The sequence below is a fragment of the Aridibaculum aurantiacum genome, assembly GCF_017355875.1.
Taxonomy (GTDB): Bacteria; Bacteroidota; Bacteroidia; order Chitinophagales; family Chitinophagaceae; genus Segetibacter; species Segetibacter aurantiacus.
Genome location: NZ_JAFEWC010000001.1, coordinates 31,423 through 55,197, shown reverse-complemented (window position 1 = coordinate 55,197; position 23,775 = coordinate 31,423). Strand labels below are relative to the sequence as shown.

16 protein-coding genes are annotated in these 23,775 nt (G+C 43.7%); 5 read left to right on the top strand and 11 right to left on the bottom strand.

Annotation, left to right across the window (positions count from 1 at the left end; all coding sequences use genetic code 11):
- Positions 1-179 precede the first annotated feature (179 nt).
- The 3 genes from J4N22_RS00235 to J4N22_RS00225 form a co-directional block, all read right to left on the bottom strand.
- Positions 180-1,661, bottom strand: coding sequence for a RagB/SusD family nutrient uptake outer membrane protein (locus J4N22_RS00235; RefSeq protein ID WP_207491476.1), 1,482 nt, complete (start codon positions 1,659-1,661; stop codon positions 180-182).
- 26 nt (positions 1,662-1,687) lie between these two features.
- On the bottom strand, positions 1,688-4,837 hold the full coding sequence (locus J4N22_RS00230) for a SusC/RagA family TonB-linked outer membrane protein (RefSeq protein ID WP_207491474.1): 3,150 nt from the start codon (positions 4,835-4,837) through the stop codon (positions 1,688-1,690).
- A 211-nt stretch (positions 4,838-5,048) separates the two neighbouring features.
- Positions 5,049-7,376: an efflux RND transporter permease subunit gene (locus J4N22_RS00225; protein WP_207491472.1), complete on the bottom strand. Its 2,328-nt coding sequence runs from the start codon at positions 7,374-7,376 to the stop codon at positions 5,049-5,051.
- Between the two features lie 84 nt (positions 7,377-7,460).
- Between J4N22_RS00225 and porZ the strand changes: the two genes are divergently transcribed.
- Positions 7,461-9,815, top strand: coding sequence for a type IX secretion system anionic LPS delivery protein PorZ (porZ, locus tag J4N22_RS00220; protein ID WP_207491470.1), 2,355 nt, complete (start codon positions 7,461-7,463; stop codon positions 9,813-9,815).
- 144 nt (positions 9,816-9,959) lie between these two features.
- On the opposite strand, the gene J4N22_RS00215 is transcribed toward porZ, so the two are convergent.
- Together J4N22_RS00215 and J4N22_RS00210 are read right to left on the bottom strand one after the other, a co-directional pair.
- Positions 9,960-10,424, bottom strand: coding sequence for a hypothetical protein (locus J4N22_RS00215; protein ID WP_207491468.1), 465 nt, complete (start codon positions 10,422-10,424; stop codon positions 9,960-9,962).
- 161 nt (positions 10,425-10,585) lie between these two features.
- Entirely contained in the window at positions 10,586-11,539 is a 954-nt protein-coding gene (locus tag J4N22_RS00210) for an L-threonylcarbamoyladenylate synthase (RefSeq protein WP_207491466.1), read from the bottom strand.
- A 166-nt stretch (positions 11,540-11,705) separates the two neighbouring features.
- Here J4N22_RS00210 and J4N22_RS00205 point away from each other — a divergent pair, with 166 nt between their 5' ends.
- The 4 genes from J4N22_RS00205 (at position 11,706) to J4N22_RS00190 (ending at position 17,765) form a co-directional block, all read left to right on the top strand.
- Entirely contained in the window at positions 11,706-12,899 is a 1,194-nt protein-coding gene (locus J4N22_RS00205; protein WP_242692004.1) for a carbamoyl phosphate synthase preATP-grasp domain-containing protein, read from the top strand.
- Between the two features lie 128 nt (positions 12,900-13,027).
- Entirely contained in the window at positions 13,028-15,118 is a 2,091-nt protein-coding gene (locus tag J4N22_RS00200) for a ComEC/Rec2 family competence protein (RefSeq protein ID WP_207491464.1), read from the top strand.
- Between the two features lie 168 nt (positions 15,119-15,286).
- Positions 15,287-16,798: a bifunctional phosphoribosylaminoimidazolecarboxamide formyltransferase/IMP cyclohydrolase gene (gene purH, locus J4N22_RS00195; RefSeq protein WP_207491462.1), complete on the top strand. Its 1,512-nt coding sequence runs from the start codon at positions 15,287-15,289 to the stop codon at positions 16,796-16,798.
- Between the two features lie 37 nt (positions 16,799-16,835).
- The gene (locus J4N22_RS00190) at positions 16,836-17,765 is read left to right on the top strand and encodes a DMT family transporter (protein ID WP_207491460.1); all 930 of its coding nucleotides are present in this window, start codon (positions 16,836-16,838) and stop codon (positions 17,763-17,765) included.
- A gap of 23 nt (positions 17,766-17,788) precedes the next feature.
- Here J4N22_RS00190 and J4N22_RS00185 read toward each other — a convergent pair whose 3' ends face one another.
- The 6 genes from J4N22_RS00185 to J4N22_RS00160 form a co-directional block, all read right to left on the bottom strand.
- Positions 17,789-19,081, bottom strand: coding sequence for a polysaccharide deacetylase family protein (locus J4N22_RS00185; protein WP_207491458.1), 1,293 nt, complete (start codon positions 19,079-19,081; stop codon positions 17,789-17,791).
- A gap of 55 nt (positions 19,082-19,136) precedes the next feature.
- Positions 19,137-20,513, bottom strand: a complete 1,377-nt coding sequence (locus J4N22_RS00180) for a LutB/LldF family L-lactate oxidation iron-sulfur protein (protein ID WP_207491456.1) — start codon at positions 20,511-20,513, stop codon at positions 19,137-19,139.
- A 61-nt stretch (positions 20,514-20,574) separates the two neighbouring features.
- On the bottom strand, positions 20,575-21,159 hold the full coding sequence (locus J4N22_RS00175) for a DUF3109 family protein (protein ID WP_207491454.1): 585 nt from the start codon (positions 21,157-21,159) through the stop codon (positions 20,575-20,577).
- A 96-nt stretch (positions 21,160-21,255) separates the two neighbouring features.
- Positions 21,256-21,879: a gliding motility lipoprotein GldD gene (gldD, locus tag J4N22_RS00170; RefSeq protein WP_242692003.1), complete on the bottom strand. Its 624-nt coding sequence runs from the start codon at positions 21,877-21,879 to the stop codon at positions 21,256-21,258.
- 9 nt (positions 21,880-21,888) lie between these two features.
- Positions 21,889-23,235 carry a gliding motility-associated protein GldE gene (gene gldE, locus J4N22_RS00165; RefSeq protein WP_207491452.1) on the bottom strand — a complete coding sequence of 449 codons (1,347 nt, stop codon included), beginning with the start codon at positions 23,233-23,235 and terminating at the stop codon, positions 21,889-21,891.
- A gap of 82 nt (positions 23,236-23,317) precedes the next feature.
- On the bottom strand, positions 23,318-23,755 hold the full coding sequence (locus tag J4N22_RS00160) for a single-stranded DNA-binding protein (protein WP_207491449.1): 438 nt from the start codon (positions 23,753-23,755) through the stop codon (positions 23,318-23,320).
- Positions 23,756-23,775: the final 20 nt, after the last annotated feature.

Here is a 23,775-nt window from a genome sequence, read left to right as displayed (position 1 = left end):
CGTCGGAGTGACAAGCAATAGAAGGCTCTTCGCGCCTCGGGGTGTTAAATGAGGAGACTGTTAACCAATTAGCTATCCTTTGCGGTTCATCTCATTCAGCGTAATACCAGTTCTTCATTAGTACAAATAAAAAACCCATTGCAATTGCAATGGGTTCTTGCTATAAAAACCGATAGGTTTTAGTATCCAGGATTCTGAATGATCAGTTGGTTTGTGATCAACTCTGAATTTGGTATAGGCCAAATGTATTGAGCGGCTGTTACCGGCACTGCTCCTACAGATCCCTTAGCTGGGAATGGCTGCAGTAAACGAGTAATATCAGTTGTCCTGTGACCTTCGCCAATGAACTCGATCCTTCTCTCGATCATGATAGCTTCAATAAGCTGTGCCTGTGTAGCTACTGCAAAAGTATAACCCGGATCTGAACGCTGGTGTACAGCTGTCAGCAAGGCAAGAGCCCTTGGATTGGCAGCACCAGGTGTTGTTCTGGCTAGCGCTTCAGCAAGGTTCAGCATTACTTCTGCATAACGGATTACAGGAACGAAATCAGTATGAGGTAATGTTGGCCACTTGCGCAGGTAAGTTCTGCCATTAGCATTCAATACTACCCACGCTCTTCTTGCGTCGTTAGCACCAAACTGGGGATGGTTGATGATGGCATTTGCACCTGTGTTCAAAGCAAAATCTCCATTACCATTTGGACCAGGATTGTAGTAGCTACCCAAACCATTCTGTGTACCTGGCAGATCCAATGGATCGAAAGGCATAGCCAGTATGAACTCCTGGTTTAGCGTAGTGAAGTTCAGCGTAGGAGCCAAACCATTCTGCACATTAGAAGGAGCAACATAAGGAGGAGCTACAGGAACCAGTTTGTTACCTTCTGTTATTACATCGTTGTACCTGCCCATAGCAAGATAAACGCGTGTTTTGAAGGCAATAGCTGTGTTCTTATGAGCCCTTGTAGCATTGATAGGATTTGCATTTGTACCAGTTGCATTTGAACCGTGGTTAGCTGGTAGTTCATTCTCAGCTTCATTCAGATCTTTTAAGATCTGTGTATACACTTCTGCTACTGTTGAGCGGGCAATGTTGTTATTGCCACTTGATTTAACGGGAGTCAAACGTAAAGGAACGCCAGGACTAGCACCGTTATTTTCGGTATAAGGACGCGCATAAAACTGCAGTAAAGAGAAGTAAGACACCGCACGGATGAATTTAGCTTCTGCTGCGTAAGATGTTTTCAATTGTGCATCAATTGGCGAAGTAGCCAAACCTTCTAAAAGGATGTTGCACTTATTGATAACATGATAAATACCCAGCGCATTGGTTGTACCTGTAAAACCCCAAAGGTTTTGTACAGGGTTATCTGTAGGCGATGCAGTAAAGTTGTAAACCTGGAACGCAGTAACGTTATTCTCCGTTACGTTTAGGAAATCTTCGCCACGTACATCCTGGTATACCAGGTAGCGGCCACCATAGAACTGTCCTGATTTCATGGCAGCATACAAGCCGTTAACTTGTTGCAGAACCCTTTGCGGCGTTTGGAAAGCCGTAGCATCCGAGATCTGCGTTTGTGGCACAGGATCCAGCTTACTTTTATCGCAGCCTGCCATCAGCACCGCAGCGGTTAATAAACCATATGATAAGTTTCTGATCTTCATAATTTCTTTCATTAAGTTTTAAAAGTTTAGAATCCTACGTTCACACCAAAAGTTATGGTTCTTGCCTGTGGAACAGAGTTCCTGTCTACGCTAGGATTACCATTTGCGTTACCGTTTGTTGATACCTCAGGATCGAAACCTGAATAGTTGGTGATGGTAGCAAGGTTTTGAGCTGATACATAAAAACGTACGCTGTTGATACCTGCTCTTTGTACCAATGACCTGTTGAAAGTATAACCAAGCGCAAGGTTCCTGATCTTTAAGAAATCACCTTTTTCTACGTTTTCAGATATTACGATACCAGAACCGTTAGAAATGTTATCGCCAAACACATAACGTGGGATGTTGGTTTGATCACCTGCTTTGGTCCACCTATTCATTACCTCTGCTGCGTTGTTCCAGTTTCTCATATCTCTCAAACCAGCTTTGGTACCATTGTATATGTAGTTGCCACCGCTAAAGAACAACAGCATGTTCAGGTCAAATCCTTTGTAACGTACAGTGTTATCCCAACCACCGGTCCATTTTGGAAGAGCTGGCCCCATAACAACTCCGTCAGCAGCCTGGTTAGCAGCGCGGGTTGGTTGACCGTTATCTACTCTTGTCCATCTTGAAGCTACAGGTGCAGCATGGTTGTATTGTACACGAGTACCATCTTTGTAAACAAAAATCCTTTGTCCATTAGCTGGGTTAACACCCGCTGTTTGAACAGCATAGAAACTACCGATTGACTCACCTACCCTGATGATGCTTGGTGTTTCAAGACCAGCAGTTGGAGGGAAGATATCAGCATTACCACCTGCAAGGGCTAATACTTTATTCTGTACAAATGAGATGTTGAAATTAGAGTTCCAGGAGAAGTCTTGCTTTTGGATCACAGCTGCATTAATACCAAGTTCTATACCAGTATTGCGCATGCTACCTACGTTCTCAAGAATTGCATTACCTGGAATACCTGCTGATGGTGCTTGAGGAGCATTCAGGATCAAACCATCAATTTCATTTCTAAAATAAGTGAACTCGAGGTTCAACCTGTTGTTCAGTAAACCAACATCCATTCCTACATCAAGTTTCTTAGAAGTTTCCCACTGCAGGTTAGTGTTACCAGCCTGCTGGTAGAATGAAGTTGATTGTGTACCATACAAACCACCTCCAAAGAAGCTATAGTATGCGTAGTCACCAATACCCTGGTTGTTACCAACAAGACCATAACTAGCGCGCAATTTCACTGAATTCACACGAGAAGCAATACCAGAGTTTTTGAAGAAGTTTTCTTCAGAAAGTACCCAACCTAATGAAGCACCCCCAAAGTTTCCGTATTTATTACCTGGAGCAAATGCTGAATAACCATCACGACGTGCGTTGATCGATACCAGGTACTTTCTTCTATAATCGTAGTTGATACGAGAGAAGAAAGACACCAGGTAGTTTTCACCAATATAGTTTCCTACAGGAACTATCTGGTTGAACTGGCCCTGGAACTCGTCATACAGCGGGTCTGCCTGTATTCTGCGGTCAGCACCCCAACCTTCCATGTAAGTATACTGCTGTTCGTTTCCTAAAAGTATGTTCAGGTTGTGGTTTTGTCCCAGTGTCCTGTCAAAGGTCAACAGGTTCTGCCAGTTGGTTCTTCTGAATGTCTGCAGGTTATTACTAGCAGCTCCCTGAAACTGAACACCATCACCATGCACTGCAGAACGAAACTCTTTGTTTACGTTTTGCAGGTAGTCAATGCCATATCCACTTCTGAAAGTAAGTCCATCAATGATGCGGAACTGACCATAAGCGTTAGCCACGATCCTGTCGTTTTCGCTGGTGAACTTGTTCTCGTTCAGTATGAAATTTGGATTGTAGAAAGAGAGAGCTGTTTTGTTTGCTCCTTGTCCTATAGTATTGGTGGCCGTATTGATGTTGTACGCACCATTAGGAAGGAAAGGAGAAACGTTAGGAGCCAGCACCAAAGGCAGACGACCTAAACCGGCAATAGAGAAAGCCTGTCCAGGAAGTGAACCTGAGTTAGGAGCTGAGTTCAAAGAGTTGGTATAAGTAAATCCACCACCAACAGAAAGGCGCGTGTTTACTTTATGATCCAGGTTCATACGAGTAGAAAGACGTTTGAAGTCGTTGTTCCTCAACATACCTTCCTGGTTAGAATAACCAACAGAGAAATAGTAGTTAGTTGATTCGTTAGCACCTGCTACGTTCACTGTATGGCTTTGAGAGATACCTGTGCGATAAACTTCATCGTACCAGTTGGTGCTGATAGGGTTTCCATTAGCATCTAATGTATTGTAAAAACCAACCGTAGTTCCGTTTGGAGGTGTACCCAGGTTAGTTAATCCTTCGTTTTTGATCTGTGTATACTGAGGACCAGTTAACAAAGGAACCAGGCGGAATGCTTTGGTAGAACCAACCCAGCCATCGTAAGAAACTCTTGCGCGACCTTGTCTTCCTCTTTTAGTTGTGATCAGTAATACACCGGCAGCAGCCCTTGAACCATAGATTGCAGTTGCAGCAGCATCTTTCAATACTTCCACACTTTCAATATCAGAAGGGTTGATATCGCCTAATGGGTTACTAGCTGCAGTGGCAGCAATAGCGCCACCTGTGTTTCCTGTAAAAGTTGGAACTCCATCAATTACTACCAGAGGAAATGAACTCAAGCTGATAGAGTTTACACCACGGATACGAATAACAGGAGGATTGTTTAAAACACCATTTGGCATGGTTACGTTCACCCCGGCCATTCTACCAGACAGCGCCTGGTCGAAACTTTGAACAGGAGCGTCCTTAATTTTTTGACCAGATACACTAGCTACGCTACCCGTAAGATCTCTTCTTCTTTGGGTACCGTAACCTACAACTACTACCTCAGCAAGGCTGCGGTCTTCAGTTGTCATACGAACATCCAATGTGCTACGATTTCCAACAGGGAGAGATTGTGTAGCAAAATTCACTGCAGAAAACTCCAGCGAACGTGTGTTGGCAGGGATAGAAATGGAATACCTACCGCCATTGTCGGTAGTGGTACCCACGCCCGAAGGAATGGCTACTACAGAAACTCCAGCCATCGGACTTCCTGTAGGGTCGGTCACAATCCCGGATACTGCCCGGGTCTGTGCATACATCTGCCCTAATAATGCTAGGGCGAACAAAAGCGCCAAGATTTTCTTCATGTGTGTAGAAATTTGATTAGTAATACTGTACGAATATATTGTTAACAATAAAATAAACCTTAAAATTGACAAGCGGTTGATAAATAATGCTGCTCGGTGAATACAGATTTATTAATTGTGGATACTTGAAGTAGTGGATTTTCCACCCTTTCACAAATGAAAATGCACCACAAACAGTGGTGCATTCAAAACAGTAGCTATAGCAGAAAAATTATTTCCTTTCCTTCGGGTGCTTCGAAAAGTGAAGCAATAGTACAGGCAACAATACAAGGTTGGTTATAGTTCCAACAATTAATGTAAGGGAGGTAAGCCATCCTAATGCTTTTGTTCCTCCAAAGCCGCTAAAGCAAAAAATGATAAACCCGGCTATTAGAACCAGTGAAGTGTAGATGATACTGATGCCTGTATGATGAATGGTTTCAATCAATGTTGGTTGAACCTTGTAGTTGAACTTCGGCAATTCCTGTTTATAGTTTACCAGGAAGCGGATGGTAACATCGATGGCTATTCCTAGTGCTACACTGAATACCAAAACTGTTGATGGCTTCAGCGGAACGCCTGTCCAACCCATCACACCAGCCGTAATTACCAGCGGCACCACATTAGGTATGAGTGAACAAACTAATATCCTGAACGAACGGAACAGGTATAACATACAAAGCGCTATCAGGATGAAGGCCAGTACAATACTTTCTTTCAAACCATTAATGATAAACCTACTTCCTTCCAGGAAAGTGACGCTGGCACCGGTAAATTGTATATTATAGGAAGCAGTATCAAAAACCTCTGTCGCTTTAGCCTGTAAACTGTCGAGCAAGACCGGGAGGCGCTTACTGCCTATGTCTTTCATGCTGATACTTATGCGCGTGTATTGTTTAGTGGTATCAATAAATCCTTGCATCAGCTTACCTGCACCGCCTTTCACGCCTGTGTCTGGTTTTGCCCGCAGGTATGGCGCCAGGAAAGGCATATCAAATTCACTAGGTGCAGCATAGCTAAGGCTGTCGCCTTCGTAATACGCCTGCTTGGCAAACTTCAAACCTTCCAGCACGCTTAGCGGCCTTGCCATATCTGGGTTCTCACGCACATAGCTGGAGAATTCTTCTATACGCTCAAATGTTTTAATGGAAGAAACAACACCGTTTTTCTTCTTGGTGTCAATCATCACTTCCAGTGGCATCACACCTTTGAAATTTTGTTCAAACCACTTCAGGTCCTGGTAAATTCTTTCTGTCTTTGGCAGATCATCTACTATGAATGCTTCGCTGTTCAGCCTGAAGATACCGGCCACGGCGGCACCGGTTATAACTAAAGTCACTATATAAACCCACTTCTGGTGGTGAATTGTCCACCGCTCAATCCGCTCCAGCAGCCTTACCAAAAGTTTATTATCGAGGTAACGAAGATGTGCAGGCTTTGGCTCTGGCAGGTAACTAAGTACTGCAGGAATAAATACAAGCGAAATGAAAAACAACATCATGATGTTGATACCTGCTACCACGCCAAACTCTTTCAGCAACTCACTTTTTGTAAATGCAAATACAGCAAAACCGATGGCGGCAGCTATGTTACAAAACAGGGTAACTATCCCCATTTTGCCTACCATGGTCACCAAAGCATGATGCTTTTCGCCTGTTTCCCTGTAAGATGCATGGTATTTATTGAGGAAGTAGATACAATTTGGAACACCTATTACCACCAGCAGTGGAGGAATAAGTGCCGTCAGCAAGGTTATTTTGTAGCCAAACAATACCATTACACCAAGGCTCCAAACAACGCCTATTATTACTACTACCAGGCTGATTGCCATAGCACTATACGACCTGAAGAAAATAAGTAGTGTAATAGCAGATAAAACCAGGGAGCCGATCAGGAAGTACTGCATTTCTTTCTGCAGCAGGTCGCCAACAGAAGTACGGATAAATGGCAATCCACTTGCACGTACCTGTACTCCTGTACCTTGTTCAAAAGCTTTCACTTTTTCCATGATGCCAGCCACCACCTTGCTCCTCACTTTGCTGTTCATCAGTTCCCGGTTCACATTTACTGCCACCAGGTACGAATTGGTGGTTGCATTGTACAGTAGACCCTGGTAAAAAGGGAGGTTTTCAAAAACCTGCCTTCCGCTATCCACTTCCGCCTGAGTGATTGCTCTATCAGCAAAGATCCTGGTGGGTACCAGCTTTTCAGTGGAGTCGTTGATTATTAAAGTGATAGCTTCCGGAACGCTTAGCACGTTCTCCACGCCATTTACAGTCCGCAGCTGTTTTCCCAGGTCCTTTACAGCATTAAAGATCTCCTGTTCATAAAATTTATCCGTCTCAAGGCCCAGCACCAGCAGGTTTCCATCTTCACCAAAACGCTGTTTAAAAGCCTGGTAATCTATATACTTCTGGTTGTCGGTAGGTATTGCGCGGGTAAAGTCGTAGCTCAGCTGAACTTTGGAAGCAAAGTATCCCATGATTGCTGTAGAAATAACCAGTATAGCAAGAAGCGCCACACGATACTTAAGAACCCATTGTCCAAGCTTAAACCACATAACTAGGTGTTTTCGGTAGTATAAAAAATGCCGCGCAAAGAAACGGAATATCAGCGGATGGCAGCGTTTCTCCTATTTTTGAGAATGCCTTACAACATTGGCAAGCAAACAGCTACAGGTATACCCGGGCGGTTGATAACAGCCTTAACAAGGCTCATCCTGCTATACTTACTTTTTTACCATACACAACCTGCTACTGCCCAATCGCAACTGCAGCCAATTGGCCAGTGGCGCGAACACCTGCCCTACCAAAACACGTTGCAGGTAGTGGCCACAAACAACAAAGTTTTTGCAGCCACACAATATGCTTTATTCAGTGTAGAAGCAGACGAAATCAGGCGCTACAGCAAAGTGACCGGCCTAAATGAAGTAGGTGTACAGGCCATTGCCTGGGATGAAACCACACAACAAATGGTAATTGGCTACGCCAACAGCAACCTTGACATCCTGAAAGACAGAACCATCAGGAACATTGGCGACATCAAACGCAGCAGTATCAATGGCGATAAAACCATCTATTACATCTACTGCCGTAATGGCCTTGCTTATATATCTACAGGACTTGGAATAGTGGTAGCCGATCTTTTGCGGTACCAGGTAAATGATACATGGCGCATTGGCAATAATGGTAGCCAGGTAAAAATCAATGGTATAACTGCTGCCGGGCAAAGCTGGTATGCAGCAACAGAGGAAGGATTGAAGGTCGCGCCCGTTTCTGGTAGCAACCTTTCTAATTTTCAAAACTGGAACCTGGTTTCCGCAGCACAAGGTCTTACACCGGGTGTTGTCAGGTCAGTGATGACGCTTCAAAACCAGGTGCTGGCATTGAAGAATGACAGCATATTTATCAATAACGGCAACAGCTGGAGTCTCTTTTATAACGACCCTAACTGGCCGATCGTTAGCATCAATACAAGTAATAATAAGCTGCTGGTAACCCAGCGGATGGCATCGGGAAATAGCCGCGTAATAGTCATGAATAACACTGGTGTGATAGAAAGAACATTGGCACAGCCTGGTGTTATTTCATTTCCGCGGTGGGCAACTATCTATAACAATGATGTGTGGGTGGCGGATTTCTTTGGCGGCCTCTCCCGCTTTGGATCTACTGTAGAACGCTATATTCCTAATGGTCCACCTGCACCAGCCACCGGTGAAATGGTAGTGCATAAGAACACACTTTATGTGGCAGCCGGCTCAGTAAATGATGCCTGGAACTACCAGTACAACCGCAACGGCATTTATACCTTTTCTAATGGCGAATGGTCAGCTACTAATATTTTTAATAGCCCCTCCTTAGACACTGTCCTGGATTTTATTCCATTAGCTATTGATCCATCTAATGAAACGCTGTGGGCCGGAAGCTATGGCGGTGGCCTGGTCAATTTTACCGGCAGCGGCATCAGCATCTTTAAACAAAACAACTCCTCACTTCAGCCAGCCATTGGCGATCTTTCCAGCTACCGCGTTAGCGGGCTCACCTTCGATGCGCAGGGAAATCTGTGGATAGCAAATTATGGCGCACCGCAAAACCTGCAGGTGCGTAAGCCAGACGGCAGCTTCCGCGCTTTTTCAGTTCCTTTTTTTCATACAGAAAATGCTATCAGCCAACTAGAGACCGATGATGCCAACCAGGTATGGGCGGTGAGTCCGAAAGGAAATGGTGTATTTGTATACGATCCCGGGCAAAATATCGATCAGCTGAATGATGACCGATGGAAATATTTAAGGTCGGGAAGTGGAAACGGCAACCTGCCGTCCAACGAGGTTTTTAGCCTGGCCAAAGACCGAAATGGCTTTATCTGGATTGGTACAGCGCGTGGTATAGCAGTGATCCAATGTCCTGACCAGCTATTTAGTGCGCAGGGGTGCGAGGCTGTGCTGCCAGTCATACAGCAGGACCGCTTTGCCGGCTTTCTTTTTCAGGATGAAGAAGTACGCACGATAGCTGTGGATGGTGCCAATCGCAAGTGGGTCGGTACCCGCAATGGTGCCTGGCTTATCAGCCCCGACGGCGACAAAATCATTTACCGTTTTACCCAGGACAATAGCCCGCTGCTTAGCAACGATGTCAGGCGTATTGCCATCGACCCTCAAACCAGCGAAGTCTTCATATCCACCTTCATTGGCATCTGTAGCTTCCGAAGCACTGCCACAGAAGGTACGGCCACCAACAAAGACGTGTTGGTGTTCCCTAACCCTGTACCACCCGGTTACAATGGTACCATTGCCATCCGCGGTGTAAGTAACGGCGCACTGGTAAAAATTGCAGAGCTGAATGGGCGACTGGTGTACCAGGTACGCGCCTTGGGGGGACAGGCTACCTGGGACGGCAGAAATTATAAAGGAGAAAAAGTAGCCAGTGGTGTATACCTGGTGCTGGTAAAAGACGATGCATCGCCTGAGCGCCTGGCAACCAAAATCGTGCTGGTAAAATAGAGGGGATATTAAGAGGAAGCCAACATTCGCACTATTGGCAGCTCCGGTTGCGTCGCACACTTGTACGGCATATCTCTTTGGAACAGCTTCAGAGCCTATCCTCCTGAACTTTTTAAAACTGCTAAATCCTTGATAAGGGTTGGGCTACGCCCAACATGACTTTGATGTTTGCCATTGCTCTACATACAGGAATGCGCTACGCGCATAGAAGAATGACGAAACAAAAGCATAGCCGTGTATGAAATTTCCAGGAGAAGCGAATGATGCGCGTTGCTCTTTAATAAATAGATCAATAGAGAAACGTTGGGCATAGCCCAACACCGTTTGTAGCAATTTCAATAAGAAGGAAGTTCCTTGGGCGTAGCCCAAGCCTGTAGCCAAACAACGTTTTGAAGCAACCATTGAATATTTGAACCTAATAAACTTATTAGGGGGTTGGGCTACGCCCAACAATAATTCTTCGGTGTTTGCCATGTTATACAAACAGGAATGCGCTACGCGCATTGATGAATGACGCATAAAAAGCATAGCACTGTGAGTTAAATTATGACTGCAATGTTGGCAGCGCGATTTAAGACGTGCATTATATTTTGGAATAACGTTGGGCATAGCCCAACACCGTTTGTAGCAATCATATCAGAAAGCATATTCCTTGGGCATAGCCCAAGCCTGTATACATCTACTCCAAAAAAATGGGCAAACCTTCCTGACATCTTATACTCACCTTTAATCCCTCACATCTCTCGCCTACCACCTTCCGCCTAACAAACCTAACGCACCGCCCCTCTTCGCAGCCGGTCATTAACCGATCTGCCTAATCCTTCTTCGGGTAAGAGTTCTGCCACGATCACATCCAGTTCAAGCGTATCTAAGTCGTATAGGTAAGAAAATAAGTTGTGGGCGGCTTCAGCCATATCCCCAGTACCAGATAAAACCAGCTGCTGGTGAATTTTTTCGTGTTGGTATTCGTTGGCAAACGACAACACCCCAATCCTTCCGTCCAGTTCCTCTACTGTTGCCACTACATCATTAGTCAAAATAAGCCTGCTCCTCGGCGAGTAATGCTTCTTCATCATTCCAGGAGATGCTGCAATGGTCTTTTCTGAATTGGCTACAATAACCGGCTCACCTATCACCGCCTCTATTTCTTCTTTTGAAATAGCTCCAAAACGGTACAGGTGAACACCATCCTCTTTCACAGCCACTACGGTTGATTCTATTCCTCTTTTACAACGTCCACCATCTAAAATATAAGGACGCGCAGCGCCAAATGCCTGCTTTACCTGCTCCGCACTCGTTGGACTTAAATAGTTTGATGGATTAGCACTCGGTGCAGCCACAGGAAAAGGCAGCTTCCTAAGCAGCTCCAGCGACACCGGGTGATTAGGTATGCGTACTGCTACGGTAGGACCACCCGCTGTAATGATATCAAGAATTTCAGGCCGCTTTTCCAATACCAGTGTCAGCGGCCCCGGCCAAAACTTCTCCGCCAGTTTGTACGCAAGTGGTGGTATGTTTTGAGCCAAAGTTTCCAATGCATCTACTGAAGGAATGTGAACAATGAGCGGGTTTGTAAGTGGTCGGCCTTTTTTCTCAAATATTTTTTTAATAGCCGCTTCACTAAAAATATTTGCTGCTAAACCATAAACCGTTTCCGTTGGAATTGCCACTACTTCATCCATTTGTAGCAGTTGTACCGCTTCATCTATTGTTACATCTTTCATACTAATTAAAGCATCATCAAGTGTTGAATCATCGTTCAGATGCCGGCTGCAAAAGTAGTGTGCAGATCTAAAGTTTCACAGTCAGCATGCACCAGCAGTCATAGTTCCGACAAAAAATAACACACCATTTCTGCTGTAGCCTTAAATTCGCGAAATCTTTCGCTACATGTATCAATCATTACCGTCCAACGAGTCCATCCCTTCGCAACGTAAAAAGATTATTGTTCTTGGCAGTGGCCCCAACCGCATTGGCCAGGGAATAGAGTTCGATTACTGCTGCGTACATGGTCTTCTTGCTATCAAAGAGTGTGGTTACGAGGCTATTATGGTCAACTGTAATCCTGAAACTGTGAGTACAGATTTTGACATGGCTGACAAGTTATACTTCGAGCCTGTGTATTGGGAGCATCTTTGGGAGATCATTGAACTTGAGAAACCAGAAGGCGTAATTGTACAACTCGGTGGTCAAACCGCGCTGAAACTTGCAAAAAAGCTAGTAGCTCGCGGCATTAAGATCATCGGAACTTCTTTCGACGACATGGACATTGCCGAAGATCGTGGCCGCTTTAGCGATCTTTTGAAAGAGCTTGAAATACCTTACCCTTCTTATGGTACTGCTTATACTGCTGATGAAGCCATAGAAGTTGCCAATAAAGTTGGTTATCCTGTACTGGTTCGCCCAAGTTATGTGCTTGGTGGACAAAGAATGCGGATAGTGATTAACGATGAAGAGGTAGAAAAGGCTGTGGTAAGCCTGCTGCGTCACATACCCGATAATAAGATATTGATTGACCACTTTCTTGATCGCTGCCAGGAAGCTGAAGTGGATGCCATTTACGACGGTGAAACTTTTCATGTGATGGGCGTGATGGAGCATATTGAACCTGCTGGTATCCATAGTGGTGATAGTAACGCGGTTTTACCTGCATTCAATCTTACTCCACTTGAAGTAACCACCATGGAATATTACTCGGAGAAAATTGCGAAGGCTCTAAATATCCGTGGACTCATCAACATTCAGTTTGCTATAAAAGACGGAAAAGTATACGTGATAGAGGCAAATCCACGTGCTTCGCGTACTACGCCATTTATTGCAAAAGCTTACCAGATACCATACCTGAACATTGCTACTAAAGTGATGTTAGGCGAAGCAAAAGTGAAGGACTTCACATATGAGAAAAAGCTAGAAGGTTTTGCCATAAAAGAACCTGTCTTCAGCTTCAATAAATTTCCGGGTGTAAGTAAGGAATTAGGACCAGAAATGAAGAGCACTGGTGAAGCTATACGCTTCATCAAGGATCTGAGAGATCCATACTTCAGAACGCTGTATAAGGAAAGAAGCATGCACTTAAGTAAATAATTGTTCTATAGAACTTTTACATGCCGCACCCCTACAGGTGCGGCATTTTTGTTTGCAAGAACTTTATGTAGCTGCGGCTCTTGCATTTTCTTTTTTGCGTGTTTATCTTAATAAACACTTGCCATAAAATGCAGCACCACCGCTCACCATACATTTGGAAGCAGATGCCTTTTGCAAGGCTGATCATTCCTTTCATTGCAGGCATAGCAGCGCAATGGTACCTTCAGCCTCCCCTGGAGATCACGTTGTTTTTGCTGCTTGCATGCTGTATCATTTCCGTGTTCATCTCATTTCTTCATATCAACTGGGTGTACAGGCTCAGGTGGATACAAGGCGGGTTGATCTATACCGCAATGGCATGTATAGGTATGCTGGTAACACACCAGCAAGACATCAGAAACAACGAAAAATGGCTGGGGCACCATTACGAACCACAGGATGCAGTGCTGGTAGTACTGCAAGAACCGCTGGTAGAAAAAGAAAGATCGTATAAAGCACAGGCTAGTGTTATTGCTATACGCCAACAGGAAGAGTGGGTGGAAGTAACAGGTGATATCATCATCTATCTACAAAAAGACTCTACTCCTCCTCCACTTCAATATGGCTCGCAAATATTGTTTGTAAACGCACTACAACCCATCAAGAACTCAGGTAATCCCGGTGCTTTTGATTATGCACGCTACAATGCTTTTCGAGATATACATCACCAGGTTTATCTCAAGGCAGATCATTATCAGACATTACCCTCAGCGCCTGGAAAAGATCTTTCTTACTACCTGCTGCAGGTAAAGCTGTATGTACTGGATGTTCTGAAAAAACATGTTGATGGAAAAGAAGAAAGCGCTGTAGCTGAAGCGTTGCTGGTAGGCTACAGGAATGACCTGGATAAAGACCTGGTACAGGCATACAGCAATACGGGCGTCGTGCACATCATTGCTATCTCTGGATTGCACCTCGGGTTGATCTATGGTATATTGTTCTGGCTTAGCAAGAAATTAAAACAGACTAAATCGAACAGGATCATCAGTTCAGTACTGATGCTGCTGGTGCTATGGATGTTTGCGCTGGTGGCGGGTGCTGCACCATCTATTGTTCGCTCAGCTACAATGTTCAGCTTTTTGATATTTGGCAAGCTGTTCAACAGGAAAGCTTCTATTTATAATATACTCTCAGGCTCTGCTTTTGTTATGCTCTGCTACAACCCATTCTACTTGTGGGATGTTGGCTTCCAGTTGTCTTACACAGCTGTACTTAGCATCGTTACATTCATGCAGCCTATATGTAGGTGGTTTTACATAAAGAACAAACTCCTTGACCTGTTATGGAAACTTTCATCTGTTACCTTGTCTGCACAAGTGCTTACTTTCCCTATTGTCATTTATTACTTCCACCAGTTCCCGTTGTTGTTTTTGTTTAGCAATCTACTGGCTGTACCACTAGCGGGTATCATACTAAAGCTGGAGCTAGTCTTAGTGATTTTTTCTTTTTATGAACCCCTGGCAAACCTGGTTGGTGGAGTAACACATTTTTTTATCTGGATGCTAAACAGCTTTATCAAGCATATTGACCAGCTTTCGTTTGTAACCTATGACAACATACAGGTGAACCTGCTGCAGGCTTACCTGCTATATGGCGCCATTATAGCCGGCAGTTGTTGGTTGATACGCCGCTGGAAAATGTCATTTCATATTACCGCGCTTTGTTTCCTGGCCTTTGTTGCAATAGACAGTTATGAAAAAGCCACTATTGGAAATAGGGCGAGGCTGGTGGTATATAATGTATCTAAACATATGGCTTTGGATTTTATAGATGGTGAGCGGTGCCAGTTTGTAGGTGATACTGCAGTGGCCGTAGCACCGGCACTAGCCAATTTTCACCTGAAGCCGGCGCGGATCAACTATAGAATAAATAATGAAGTGCAGCTAGAACAACTGGTGTTTCAATACCCGTTTGTATACTTTCATGATAAGCGGATACTGGTGATAGATAAGCCGCTGAAGTTTGATACACAAAAGCGAATACCCGTAGATATGATCCTTATATCAAAGAACCCTAAGATCTACATTAACCAATTGAACAAGGCCTTTGATTGCAAGCTCTATGTTTTTGATGCATCGAACCCGCAATGGAAAATTAACCTCTGGAAAAAAGATTGTGACAGCCTACATTTGCGCCACCATTCCACACCTGAGCAAGGTGCTTATGTAATGGAGTTGTAAATGCTTTGGTTGATCGTTGTTTAGCTGAACAAACTAATTCATTTAGTACAGCCAAGTTGCGGCTGCATCACTGCTACATAGCAGCACTACCGATGAACGGAGCGTCGCAACGATCTCTAACCAGGGTACGACTGCTTGCCACCATTTATTCGTTCTAATCAAATCGTCATGCAAAAGAAAATTCAATCTGCACTTATTTCTGTTTTTTATAAAGATGGTATGGATTCCATTGCCAGGCAACTGCATAAGCTGGGCGTGGTGATCTACTCTACCGGCGGGACGGAAAAATTCATTAAAGATCTTGGTATTCCATGTGTGGCGGTGGAGAGCCTTACATCGTACCCATCTATACTGGGTGGCAGAGTGAAAACGCTTCATCCATCGGTGTTTGGTGGCATACTTGGCAGGCGCGATGACGAGCAGGACATGCAGGAAATGCGCCAGTATAATATTCCTGAGATTGATCTTGTAATTGTGGATCTGTACCCTTTTGAAGAAACGCTTGCATCGACCAACGAAGAAAAACAGATCATTGAGAAGATTGATATTGGTGGTCCATCGATGATTAGAGCTGCGGCGAAAAACTTTAAAGACCTGCTGGTAGTGGCAGCAAAAGAAGATTATGCATCGCTTGAAAAACTTTTGGTAGAACAGGAAGGCAGCACCACTATAGAACAACGCAAATCCTTTGCTGCAAAGGCTTTCGAGGTGGTAATGAAATATGATATCGCCATCAGCAACTATTTTAATGCTGATAAACCTTTACAGACCATTCAATCTTCTATACAACAAACGCTGCGCTATGGCGAGAACCCGCACCAGCAAGCCGTGTTTTACGGCGACCTGAAAAAAGTGTTTACGCAGTGCCATGGTAAGGAGATCTCGTACAACAACCTGGTAGATATAGACGCGGCTATCCAGCTCATAAAAGAATTCAATGAAACAACATTTGCTATCATCAAGCATACAAATGTGTGCGGTATTGCATCGCGCTCTACCATTCGTGAAGCATGGGATGTAGCGCTGGCCGGCGATCCCGAAAGTGCGTTTGGTGGTGTGCTTGTTTGCAATGGAACCATTGATAAGTCTACTGCAGAAGCTATTAACGAGATATTTTTTGAAGTGCTTATAGCACAGCAATACGATGCTGATGCCATGGAAATATTGAAGAGCAAAAAGAACAGGATACTCTTGATATGCCATCCACATCTACTGGGAGAAACACAGCAAGTGAAATCTGTAGTGAATGGTTTTCTTACTCAACAAACAGATGAAGGCAATTACAGCAAATGGGAAGAAGTAGGTGGCAGAGAGACCACTGAAGCTGAAAGAGAAGATCTTGCTTTTGCTAACCTGGTCTGTAAGCACCTAAAGAGCAATGCAATTGCGCTGGTTAAAAATAAACAACTGGTTGGTAAAGGTTGCGGGCAAACAAGCCGTATAGATGCACTACGCCAGTCAATTGAAAAAGCCAAGCAATTCAATTTTGACCTGCAGGGTGCAGTGCTGGCATCAGATGCTTTCTTTCCTTTTAATGATTGTGTACAGATAGCTTATGCTGAAGGTATCCATGCTTTCATACAACCTGGTGGCTCTATTCGGGATAAAGACAGCATTGACTATTGCGTAGAAAAGAACCTCGCAATGGTAATGACAGGCATGCGTCACTTTAAGCATTGATTTTGCAGCGCAGCAAAGGATAAATTCCACAGGCAAAATGGACAAGATAGAACCGGCAGCAATAGCGTTGGAGGAGCCAAAGCCCACGAACAAAAAAGCTTATTTGGCACTTGCAGCTATCAGCCTGTTTTGGGGTAGTACCTGGGTGGTAAGTAAAATAGGCGTGCAAGGAATTCCTGGTCTGCAGCTCGCTTACATCAGGCAATTTTGTGCGGGCCTGATCTTTCTTTCCTTCTTTAAGCTAAAAGGCGAACCTTGGCCAAAGCTCGGAGACTTCAAGTGGCTGCTGCTAATGTCTCTGTTTATGATTGTGCTAGCCAATGGCATTACCACCTGGGGCATCAAATACGTGCCCAGTGGAATGGCTGCTCTTATAGGAACACTGTTCCCGCTCTTCGTAGTTATCATAGAAATGATCTGGTTCAGGAACAGTCCAAACAACAGGTTTACTGTATTAGGAATGATCATGGGCATTGCAGGCTTGAGCCTAGTGTTTTACCAGAACGCGTTTCATCACCAACCTGATGGGTATGTGTTCGGCATATCGCTCTGTTTATTTTCTACTATTTCGTGGAGTATAGGAACAATATTAGTGGCAAGGTCAAAGTTGAAAATGAACCCTTACTATGCAATGGGTTGGCAGATGTTCCTCGGTTCGTTCCTTATATACCTGCTTGCCATCTGCACCGGAAATAATATACCTTTTAGCGCAGTGCCGACTCAATCCTGGATGGCTGTTTCCTACCTGATTGCTATTGGTTCAGTTGCTGCCTTCGTCGGGATGATCTACACTATGAAACATCTCCCGGTTGCCATTGCCTCCCTTTACGGCTACTTTAACCCTATCATTGCTTTACTCATTGGTGCAGTAGTACTAAAAGAAAAACTTACGTTCACCATCATCATTGGTTCACTGGTAACACTTGTGGGTGTTTACATCGTGAATAGGAGTATTAAGAAAAGATGACCACTGCTATAGGTGCGCATTGGTTACACCATTTCTTGTAAAAAGCGCTCATACATTTTCCGCCATTCAAGCTGTGCAGGCTCCATCGAAAGAAGGTGATTATGAAAGATGGTGATCATGTGTCCATTTACCTGCTTTACCTGCTCGTAGTATTGTTTCAGTTCATCAAAGGCTTGGGCTGCTGAATAATGCTGTTCAAAAAGCGAATTAGCTTCCATGTAGCAGAAAGGAAAAATCAGCAGGTTTGACTCTTCATCCTTTTCTAGATCGTACCATTTGTATGGTAAACAATAAGAAGCCCTAAATCCATTGATGCTCCCATAGCCCATCGAATAATCTTCTTGTATACCTGCAGCAAGTAAACGCCTGTAGGTTTTGGGCAAAGTCATGCGGATATAATGCTGCCTGCTTTTTACAACATTACCTGCAAGTGATGCAAGAAGATGTATCTCTTGTTGCAACTTATTATCATCATCGCCACTCTGCCACGAAGGATGAATGCCTGTATTATACTTCTCTGCATGCCGTTTTACCAGCTGTTGGTAAGCTGAGTAAGAAGGAAGAATATTCTTGTCGTAGCCTTTGTTTTGCTGTGCTAATAAGAAAAAATAAATAGGCTGCAGTTGATGGACCCGGTGCAGTTCATCCAGCCAATCATATACATCAAATGGATCTTTTTGCTTACCCAGCAATACACGCAGCCTTTGGAATACATCTTTGATTCGGCCTTTGGTTAATGCCTTTGCAAACCCGCCTGCATTTCTCAAAAATCCTTTATGCCGGTAGCCCCAGGCAATGTCTATATCGTATGTGGGAGTAAAAGCAAAAGATGGAGGAGAGAATTGTAATGCAGGAAACTTCTGTAATAAAATCTTTTCAAATCGCTGAAGCCAAAGGTTTATAAGTGGCTGGTGAAGAAATCCATTTCTATACGCGATGCTATTCTCATGTGCATACCTGCCATACATATCCTGCTTGTGCGGAAGGTATTCTTCGTAACGTGTAAGCAAATAGAAAGCTGCAGCAAAAACATCAAAAGGTAAATCTCCACCAGAGGCAAAAAAAGCTTTTACACCGCTCCATTCGAAACATGTAATATCCTGTTGATGTACGCCTGTTTTATATAATAGAGAAACAGGTTCTATCCAAACCTCACCTGTTGTTAATCGTTCATTGGAGTAATTGATGCGCGGCCCCGCAAAAGCAAGGTATTCTTCTACATGCGTGGTGATCTTGTATTCAACACCCATAGCCGCCGATAAAGTGGAGAAGATGTATTGAGTGCGGGCTGTTGAACTAGGAATGTAAATAAGCATTAGCATCGGTAGGCTCAAGATATACCATCTCTACTTATCACAGTTGAAACATGCTCTATTCTCCATTCTTCTCCTTCCACAATTCATTGAAGGTTTTCTGCGAAAAATCAAGATGACCTCTGTGGGCAGTCCACGGCTTGAAGATCTTGTTGATCACCATATTCTTCATTTTACCATTACCCATATTCATCCATTTCCGGTTCATCATGGCCATCTTCCAACCTTTCCAAGCAAACTTTTCGCTCAATGAAGCCATTCCAAATTCAACCGATTCATGCCTGTTCTCTAACAGCAATTCATGCAGGTTGATACGCACCGGGCATACCTGTGTACAGTTGCCACACAACGATGATGCATAACTTAAATGCTTAAAGTCATCCATATCCTTCAGGTGTGGCGTGATCACACTGCCTATCGGGCCACTGTAAGTTGCTTCGTATGCATGACCACCAATGTTCTTGTAAACAGGGCATGCATTTAAACATGCACCGCACCTAATGCAGTACAATGCTTCACGAGTGGTGGGATTGGCTAAAAGATTTGTTCTGCCATTGTCCAGCAGTATCACGTACATTTCTTCCGGACCATCTACTTCATTTGCCTGCCGGGGACCACTTATTATTGAATTGTAAACCGTCACTTTTTGCCCAGTACCAAAGGTTGACAACAGCGGCCAGAACAAGGCTAGATCGGCCATCGTTGGAATAACTTTTTCAATGCCTACAATTACAATATGGGTTTTTGGAAATGCGCTACTAAGTCGGGCATTGCCTTCATTTTCTGTTACGGCTACCCCTCCAATATCGCTGATAATGAAGTTGGCTCCCGTAACACCCACTTCGGCGGCCACATATTTCTCACGCAGCTTATGACGCGCTACTATAGTAAGTTGTTCGGGTGTAAGATCAGGTGAAGTGCCTAGTTTTTCTGCAAATAGTTTTGCCACATCCTCCTTGCTTTTGTGCATGGCGGGAGTTACAATATGATACGGCGGCTCGTCATCCAGTTGTTGTATGTATTCACCCAGGTCAGTCTCTACGCTTTCAATTCCTTGTTTCTCCAGGAACTTGTTCAGGTGAATTTCTTCGGTGACCATGCTCTTGCTCTTCACCACTGTCTTGCAGTTCTTTTGCTTGCAAATGGCGCCTATTTCTTTTAGTGCCTGTTCTGCCGTTTCTGCCCAGATCACTTTTCCACCTCTGTTGGTAAATTGTTTTTCAAACTGCTCCAACTGCTGATCTAAAGTTTCTATAGCGCGCCATTTGGCATTCTTTGCCCTTTCCCGCGCCAGTTCTACATTGGTAAACTGCAGTTTGCCTACAGGCACTACCGCATTGTATTTACTAATGTTGAAATTGATCTTTCGCCTGTGCTCGAGGTCGGCCGCCTTTATGGTACTTTTTGCTATAAAAGATGCAGCATTATCATTCATTGCGGTACAATTAGATGCTCAGTATTAGTGGAGTAGGTTTAATAAGAAACACATGGTGATCTTACTTACTCGCTTCCATGTATTTTGCTGTGGCTTCCAGTGTTTCGTAAAACTCTTCGCCATACTTCCTGGTAATAGCTTCTTTTAAAAAGATATAAGTAGGAACTTTTAATTTTTTACCAAGCTTACATGCCGCAGCGCATAGATCAGGACGTGGTTCGTAGTTCACATATTCCGTTTTGCCGTCCCTGCTTTTATTAATCCTGATGGGAAACAGGTGGCAACTAATCGGCTTTTTCCACGAGATCTTTTCGTCGTTGTAAGCCTGCTCAATGGCACATTTTATAATTCCTTGTTTGTCCCTGTAACCATAGGCGCAGATCTTACCACCAACTGTTGGTGTTACCCAGCCAAACTCCTGGTCGTAAAGGTATTTTCCCTGGCGCTCTATTTCACGCTTACCCTCTTCGGTCATGTAAGGTTCAACAAGCGCGTATACTTTCCGTAGTTCTTCCAGTTCACTCACCTCCAGTGGAGCACCGGCATCCCCGTCTTCGCAGCATCCACCTTTGCACTTGGTAAGGTCGCATACAAACTGCTCTTCTACTACCTCGTCACTTACCAGTACATTGTCAATAGCTATCATAGTATAATTTCTTGCGGCGAAGATAGTTTTTAAATAAGCGGTAGAATAAACATCAGTAGAAAACGAAACTAAAGCCAGTTGAGCTACATTGTTGGTTTACTTCCATTTGAAAGTATTGATCATGTGCTTCAGATCTTCCTGCAGAAAACGATTTACCACCAGTAACGAATCTTCGTTGGGCGTAGCATCGAAATACAATGCCCCGCGCAAAAAATGCCTGGTAGAGTCAGTGAGGAAAAACTGGTTGCCTGTAGCTACATTACCCCCTACCTTAAAATAAACACCATGCACTTCATTGGGCGTAGTGATGAGGGAATCATTGATGCTGTAGGCTTTAAGCGTATGCTTATTGGTCATGGTGTAAGCATCGGTAACCAACTTGTCGAAGTTATTCTTACCAATTTCCTTATAGCTAATATGCACCTTGCCGTTGAACTGCGGGTAGTCTACATTTATCCACCACGGGTTTTCAGTAGCCTCTCCAAAGAAGCTGGTATCTTTTACAATGTTGGCATACACCGGATATTCAAACTGGTACGGGTAGCCCGGCTGATCGAATAGCTGGTATTTCTTTTCAGGAAAATTTATTTTAAAATATCCTTTAGGCTTTGCTGTGTAATCGCTGTTACATGCTGAAATGGTGCAACCGAGAATAAGGATAACAAGAATAAGTTTGAACATATTGGACAAGAACAAAAGAGAACGCATGTAAAACTTCATCTTTCAAAACTACACTTCCTCAGGTGCTTGTTGCTGAATGGTGACCTTAATTTTTTGCAAACGATTTTTCTCCACTTCCATTACGGTAAATAGAAAATCGCCTGAAGTGATTACCTGGTCACGGTGCGGAATATCACCTGCAAGTTCTAATACCAGTCCTGCCAGCGATTCACTTTCTCCGCGCACTTCATCAAAAGTTTCCGATGGCAGTTCCATCAGCCTGCAGACATCGTTGATCATTGTCTTGCCTTCAAAGATGTAATTGTGTTCATCTATTTTAACGTGAGCAATGTCCTCTTCATCAAATTCATCTTTTATGTCACCAATGATCTCTTCCATGATATCTTCCAGTGTAACGATACCGCTGGTGCCGCCAAATTCATCTACCACTATAGCAAAATGTATTCGCTTGGTCTGGAAGTCCTTCAGCAGGTCTTCTATCATTTTTTGCTCATGGATAAAGTAAGGAGGACGCATGATCGGGTGCCAGTCAAAGTCATCGGGCTTATCTAAAAAAGGAAGTAGATCTTTCGTATGAATCATACCAACCACTTCATCCATATCTTCCTTGAAAACCGGTAACCTGCTATAGTGCAGCTCTTCCACCTTTTTCACCAGGTCGCCAAATGTGGTGTCATATTCAAGACCGCTAACATCCAGCCGCGCTTTCATAACTTGCTTGGCTGAAATATTACCAAACTTCACAATCCCTTTCAAAATGTTCTTTTCCTTGGCTGATGCTTCCGTTTCGGAAGTAATATCAATTGCATGATCAAGTTCTTCTAGGCTATAAGATGAGCTGGATTTCTTTGCTAGTTTACGCTCTATAAAATCGGAGGTAAAGACGAGTCGTTTACTAAAACCTCTGAAAAGGTAAGAGATGGTTTCAACTAACGGCCCGGCATCTTTTGCAAACCTGATATTATTTTGAGTAGCCATTACTTTAGGCATTACTTCACCAAAAAGCACCAATAGAAAAGTAACTGTAACTACTTTGATCAAAAACTCAACCCACCATAACTGGTTGTTGAGCGGTATCATTTCATCTATCACAAAGTTGGAGATGATGATAATAGCAATGTTGACAAAGCTATTAGCTATCAGCAATGAAGCCAGCAATGTTTTAGGCTGTTCAAGCAGGTCAACTATTCGTTTGTACGAACGTTGCTGCTTGGTCTTCAGCATATTTACATCTTTGTATGTAAGCGAAAAAAATGCAACCTCAGCTCCTGAAACAAAAAACGAGATCACCAGGAAAAACAGTAGCAGGAATATTAAAATAGTAGTAGCCTGGGGGGTGATGGCAGCAAAATAAGCAGGAAGAAATTTATAAATAAGTACCGAGTGATGATCCAAAATCAAGTTTTTGATGAATAATAACTGGCGCTTAAAAAGTTTGCCAGCATGTTTTTGTACACAAATATATAAATGGGTTCACTTAAAAAGGAAGATCTTCCGAAGGTTCACCTATGGGTGGCATGTCTGCACTGGTCATACCTTCTAGAGTATCGTGATGTGCAATGTTATGTAAACCATGGCCTTCGCCGCGCTTATCCAGCATTATCAGGTTGTCACCAACAACCTCTGTAGCAAATTTTTTATTTCCTTCTTTATCCTCCCAACTGCGGGTTCTTAATCTACCTTCTATGTAAACAAGGCTTCCTTTGTGTAAGTATTTCTGGGCAAGTTCTGCAAGTCCGCGCCATAGCACTACAGTATGCCATTCTGTTTGCGAAACAAGCTTGCCCCCACGATCCTTATAGGTCTCCGTAGTTGCTAAACTAAATTTTGCTACACCAATGTTTCCTTCCAGGTATTGTACGTCCGGATCTTTACCAAGATTGCCAATTAGCATTACTCTGTTTACACCTCTCATGATGATCTTATTTAATGATT